Source organism: Pseudomonas sp. GM84 (assembly GCF_000282535.1).
GTDB lineage: Bacteria > Pseudomonadota > Gammaproteobacteria > Pseudomonadales > Pseudomonadaceae > Aquipseudomonas.
This window is the reverse complement of sequence record NZ_AKJC01000211.1, coordinates 1-6345: the sequence shown is the minus strand read 5'-3', so window position 1 is coordinate 6345 and position 6345 is coordinate 1. Positions and strand designations below refer to the sequence as shown.

The window sequence follows — 6345 nt, the reverse complement described above, 5'->3', positions numbered from 1 at the left end:
CGGCGATTGGGCTGCAAAGCAGCCCCGGACCACCCACCGATTCCGACCGCAGTGATTTCGGAAAGGTCAGCCGAACCGATCAGAGGTTCTCGTAGCGGTTCATGTCCAGCACGCCCGCCTCTACCGGCGTGGTCTCCTTGATGTAGGTGTTCAGGTCATGGAAGTAGCGCCAGAACTCCGGATGGCTGCGGCGCACGCCCCAGCGCATGACGATGCGCTCGAACTTGTCGGCATCGTCGCGCGCGTACTCCATGTCCTCGACGAACTCCGGCACATCCTTGACCGGAATGTTGAACATGAAGTTCGGATAGCTGCTCAGCACCCCCGGGTACAGGGTCAAGGTATCCAGCCCCGGCAGGTAGCGACGGGCCTCGCCCAGCAGGAAGGCCACGTTGCTGTGCGCCCGGTTGCGCAACAGGCTGTAGACCTGGCGCTGGCCACCCTCGCCTTCGATGCGCAGCATGGTCGCCTCGGGCAGCTGGTTGATCACCTTCAGCCCCGCTGCCGGGCGCGACACCAGGCGGCTGAGCGACTGCTCGGCATTGCGGAACTCTTCGCTCATCTGCGGACGCGAGCAGTAAGCGCCCTGGCAGCGGTTGATCGGGTCGGGCGCAGCATTCAGGCTGCCGGTGCGCTGCAACAGCTTGAGGCCGAAGTCACGCTTGGGGTCGCGCGGGTCGAGCTTGATGCCGCTCGGCGTATCGGTGTCGATGTCTTCATAGTCGAGCCACATCTTCACCTTGCCGCTGTTCTGGTACCAGTCGCTGAGGATCGCGCCGCGCTGGCCCGCCGGCATCAGCCGCAGGAAGTTGATCTCGGCGCCGTTGCGGATCAGGTCGAAGTACAGGCGTGTCTGCAACTGGTGCGAGACATTGCCGAACACATCGAAGTTGACCGCCAGCTGATAATAGGTGCGCTCGAACAGCGGGTAGTCGAACAACCAGACGGTCTGCGGCACGTCACCGATCAGGCCCTTGGTAACCGAAGCGCTGTCGAAGTGGCGGAAAATGCTCAGCATGGCGTTGTCGTTGCCGGCCCACAGGGTCGCCCAGCCTGGCTCCGGCATATCGGCATAGGCTTCGCGGCGCAGCTTCTCGTACTCGTTGCGCTTGTCGCGGTAGGCGTGCCACAACGAAAGCACGCTGCCCACGTCATCGATCTGGCCCGGCATGGCCAGCAACGGCGTGGCCTGGCCACGGTACTCGGCATCGGTGATGTAACGGTCATGGGCCGGTTCCTGGAACAGTGCCCAGAAGTTGTCGCGGATCACGTCGGTGGCGATCTGGCCCCGGCATACCGGGCCGCGGATGAAGGTGCGCACGAAGTACTCGGCATTGTCGAGCATGAACTGGTAACGCGCCACCGCCGGGATCGCCTCGAAGGTCTCGAACGGGTTGGCCCGGTGTCGCGGGCCATAGCCCGGCAACGCCGTGGCGTGCCAGTCGCCGGCATAGAACAGCTGCTTCACCCGCTTGAGCTTCTGCGGCCCCATCGGGTAGGTGATGTGGGTCTTGTGCACGATCACGCCCTGCACCGGGATCAGCCGATAGTAGAAATCGGTGCCCGGCGGGTCGTTGGGGCGCCGCGTGGCGATCAGATCGACCGGCTGGCCGCTTGGCGTGCGCGAACGCACCCACTGGAAGAAGTGGCCCTGATCGCCGCCGACGAAGTAGATGTGCGCCAGGAACAGGTGTTCGTAAAGCCAGCGGCCCACCAGTGCCTCGGTCGAGCCTGGGCGATTGAGCAGTTCCTCCCAGTCGGCGATCTGCTTGGCTTCCACCTCGCTGGGCTTGATTGGCTGGTACTCGACCGGCGCGCCCGCTGCCAGCCAGTGCTGCAAGGTCTGGTATTCCTTGTCGGTCAGGCCGGTGACCGCCAGCGGCATGCCCTCTTTCGGATGGGCGCCGGCATAGGCGTCGAACTCGTGGGGCAAGGGGCACATGTTGTTGCGGTTCAGCCCCAGGACGATGTCCTCGGGCAACTTGGCATTGGGGGTGAGTGGCGTCTTGTGCCCCAGTTCGAGCATGCGCGCCATCAGCGCCGCCTGGCTGCCCTGGTTGTCGAGCACCGAATAGAAGCCCTTGTTGCGCCATTGTTCTTCAGTGTGGGCGTCGTAGAACAGCCGCGTGGTGGGCACCGCCTTGCTCCGGTCACCCTGGTACACCGGTACCTTGGTGGCGCCGCGCACCGCCCCTTCAGGGCTTTCCAGCTTGAGCTGGCAGGCGGCGTCGTTGCAGGCGTGGCAGGCCACGCACTTCTCGGTGAAGATCGGCTGGATATCCCGGGTGTAGGAAATTGCCGGGCTCGATTGGGGGGGCTGCCCGAACGCCATGCTGCTGGTCAGCAAGGCAAGGGCGGCAGCCATAAGGCGATGCACCATGTGCCGTAAGTCCTGGTTCTTGAAAGCCATCACGATTGTCTGGTCGTCCTTGGGTGCTTGTGGCTCAACATGAACAAAATTCATGCAAATGGCCGATGCGCCTAAAAACCGCGCAGCTTTGTTATGATTCCGCACCTTCTGATATTTGCCCGACCAGGTAGTTCCTATGTCCGACCGCAGCGCTCGTCTCCAAGCACTCCAGAACGCACTCAAAGAGCGCATCCTGATCCTCGACGGCGGCATGGGTACTATGATCCAAAGCTATCGCCTCGAGGAACACGACTATCGTGGCACGCGCTTCGCCGATTGGCCAAGCGACGTCAAGGGCAACAACGACCTGCTGCTGCTCAGCCGCCCGGACGTGATCGCCGCCATCGAGAAAGCCTACCTCGACGCCGGTGCCGATATCCTCGAAACCAACACCTTCAACGCCACGCAGATTTCCCAGGCCGACTACGGCATGGAGTCGCTGGTCTACGAGCTGAACGTCGAGGGCGCGCGCATCGCCCGCCAGGTGGCCGATGCCAAGACCCTGGAAACTCCCGACAAGCCGCGCTTCGTCGCCGGCGTGCTCGGCCCGACCAGCCGCACCTGCTCGATCTCCCCGGACGTCAACGACCCCGGCTACCGCAACGTCACCTTCGACGAGCTGGTAACCAACTACATCGAGGCCACCCGCGGCCTGATCGAAGGCGGCGCCGACCTGATCCTCATCGAAACCATCTTCGACACCCTCAACGCCAAGGCGGCGATCTTCGCCGTGCAGCAGGTGTTCGAGGACGACGGCATCGAACTGCCGATCATGATCTCCGGCACCATCACCGATGCCTCCGGCCGCACCCTGTCCGGCCAGACCACCGAAGCGTTCTGGAACTCGGTGCGCCACGCCAAGCCGATTTCCGTGGGCCTGAACTGCGCCCTCGGCGCCAAGGACCTGCGCCCGTACCTGGAAGAGCTGTCGACCAAGGCCGACACCCACGTCTCGGCCCACCCCAACGCCGGCCTGCCGAACGCCTTCGGTGAATACGACGAAACCCCGGCCGAGATGGCCGCGGTGGTCGAAGAGTTCGCCGCCAGCGGTTTCCTCAACATCATCGGCGGCTGCTGCGGCACCACCCCGGGCCACATTCAGGCCATTGCCGAAGCCGTGGCCAAGTACAAGCCACGGGAAATTCCGGAAATCGCCAAGGCATGCCGCCTGTCGGGCCTGGAACCGTTCACCATCGATCGCCAGTCGTTGTTCGTCAACGTCGGCGAGCGCACCAACATCACCGGTTCCGCCAAGTTCGCCCGGCTGATCCGTGAAGAGAACTACACCGAGGCCCTGGAAGTCGCCCTGCAGCAGGTCGAGGCCGGCGCCCAGGTGATCGACATCAACATGGACGAAGGGATGCTCGATTCCCAGGCCGCCATGGTTCGCTTCCTCAACCTGATTGCCTGCGAACCGGACATCTCGCGCGTGCCGATCATGATCGACTCGTCGAAGTGGGAAGTGATCGAAGCGGGCCTCAAGTGCATCCAGGGCAAGGGCATCGTCAACTCGATTTCCATGAAGGAAGGCGTCGAGCAGTTCAAGCACCACGCCCGCCTGTGCAAGCGCTACGGCGCCGCCGTGGTGGTGATGGCCTTCGACGAGGTCGGCCAGGCCGACACCGCCGCACGCAAGAAGGAAATCTGCCAGCGCAGCTACGACATTCTGGTCAACGAAGTGGGCTTCCCCCCGGAAGATATCATCTTCGACCCGAACATCTTCGCCGTCGCCACCGGCATCGAAGAGCACAACAACTACGCCGTCGACTTCATCGAAGCCTGTGCCTTCATCCGTGACCACCTGCCCCATGCGCTGAGCTCCGGCGGTGTGTCCAACGTGTCGTTCTCGTTCCGCGGCAACAACCCGGTGCGCGAAGCGATCCACTCGGTCTTCCTCTATCACGCCATTCGCAACGGCCTGACCATGGGTATCGTCAACGCCGGCCAGCTGGAGATCTACGACGAGATCCCGGCCGCGTTGCGCGAGAAGGTCGAGGACGTGGTGCTCAACCGCACCCCGCATGGCACCGACGCGCTGCTGGCCATTGCCGACGACTTCAAAGGCGGCGGTGCGGCCAAGGAAGTGGAAAACGAAGAGTGGCGTTCGCTGCCGGTGCAAAAGCGCCTGGAGCACGCGCTGGTGAAGGGCATCACGGCGTTCATCGTCGAAGATACCGAAGAGTGCCGCCAGCAATGCGCACGCCCCATCGAGGTCATCGAAGGCCCGCTGATGAGTGGCATGAACGTGGTCGGTGACCTGTTCGGCGCCGGCAAGATGTTCCTGCCGCAGGTGGTCAAGTCCGCTCGCGTGATGAAGCAGGCGGTGGCCCACCTGATTCCGTTCATCGAAGCGGAGAAAGGCGACAAGCCCGAGGCCAAGGGCAAGATCCTCATGGCCACGGTCAAGGGCGACGTGCATGACATCGGCAAGAACATCGTCGGCGTGGTACTGGGCTGCAACGGTTACGACATCGTCGACCTCGGCGTGATGGTACCGGCCGAGAAGATCCTGCAGACCGCCCGCGACGAGAAGTGCGACATCATTGGCCTGTCCGGCCTGATCACCCCGTCGCTGGACGAGATGGTCCACGTCGCCCGCGAAATGCAGCGCCAGGGCTTCAACCTGCCGCTGATGATCGGCGGCGCCACCACCTCCAAGGCGCACACCGCGGTCAAGATCGAGCCCAAGTACAGCAATGACGCGGTCATCTACGTCACCGACGCCTCGCGCGCGGTGGGCGTGGCGACCCAATTGCTGTCCAAGGAACTCAAACCCGGTTTTGTCGAGAAGACCCGCCAGGACTACATCGAAGTCCGCGAGCGCACCGCCAACCGCAGCGCCCGCACCGAGCGCCTGAGCTATGCCCAGGCGGTGGCGACCAAGCCACAGTACGACTGGGCCGGTTACCAGCCGGCGGTGCCCTCCTTCACCGGCGTCAAGGTGCTGGAAAACATCGACCTGCGCACCTTGGCCGAGTACATCGACTGGACCCCGTTCTTCATTTCGTGGGACCTGGCCGGCAAGTTCCCGCGCATCCTCACCGATGAAGTGGTCGGCGAAGCCGCCACGGCGCTGTACAAGGACGCCCGTGAGATGCTCGACAAACTGATCGACGAGAAGCTGATCAGTGCCCGTGCCGTGTTCGGTTTCTGGCCGGCCAACCAGGTGGCCGACGACGACATCGAAGTGTATGGCGAAGACGGCCAGACCTTGGCCACCCTGCACCACCTGCGCCAGCAGACCATCAAGCCGGAAGGCAAGGCCAACCTCTCCCTGGCCGACTTCGTCGCCCCCAAGGGCTGCGGCGTCACCGACTATGTGGGCGGCTTCATCACGACCGCCGGCATCGGTGCCGAGGAAGTGGCCAAGGCCTACCAGGACAAGGGCGACGACTACAGCTCGATCATGGTCAAGGCCCTGGCCGACCGCCTGGCCGAAGCCTGCGCCGAATGGCTGCACGAACAGGTGCGTAAAGAGCACTGGGGTTATGCCCGTGACGAGCACCTGGACAACGAGGCGCTGATCAAGGAGCAGTACAGCGGCATCCGCCCTGCCCCGGGCTACCCGGCCTGCCCGGACCACACCGAGAAGGAAACGCTGTTCCGCCTGCTCGATGGCACCGCGATCGGTGAGACCGGGGCCAGTGGTGTGTTCCTGACCGAGCACTTTGCGATGTTCCCGGCGGCGGCGGTCAGTGGCTGGTACTTTGCCCACCCGCAGGCGCAGTACTTCGCCGTGGGCAAGGTGGACAAGGACCAGATCGACAGCTACAGCGCGCGCAAGGGGCAGGATGTGAGCGTGAGCGAGCGCTGGTTGGCGCCTAACCTTGGGTACGACAACTAAGGCTGCTTCGGCCTCATCGCCGGCAAGCCGGCTCCCACAGGCACAGCGCAGGCCTTGAGCGCTGTGCAGCACCCGTGGGAGCCGGCTTTCC

2 protein-coding genes are annotated in these 6345 nt (G+C 63.8%); one reads left to right on the top strand and one right to left on the bottom strand.

Annotated elements, in window-relative coordinates; translation table 11 throughout:
• Positions 1-79 precede the first annotated feature (79 nt).
• On the bottom strand, positions 80-2380 hold the full coding sequence (locus tag PMI38_RS17460; RefSeq protein ID WP_008096574.1) for a fatty acid cis/trans isomerase: 2301 nt from the start codon (positions 2378-2380) through the stop codon (positions 80-82).
• A 166-nt stretch (positions 2381-2546) separates the two neighbouring features.
• On the opposite strand from PMI38_RS17460, the gene metH reads away from it, so the two are divergent.
• Positions 2547-6254, top strand: a complete 3708-nt coding sequence (gene metH / locus PMI38_RS17455; protein WP_008096572.1) for a methionine synthase — start codon at positions 2547-2549, stop codon at positions 6252-6254.
• Positions 6255-6345 lie beyond the last annotated feature (91 nt).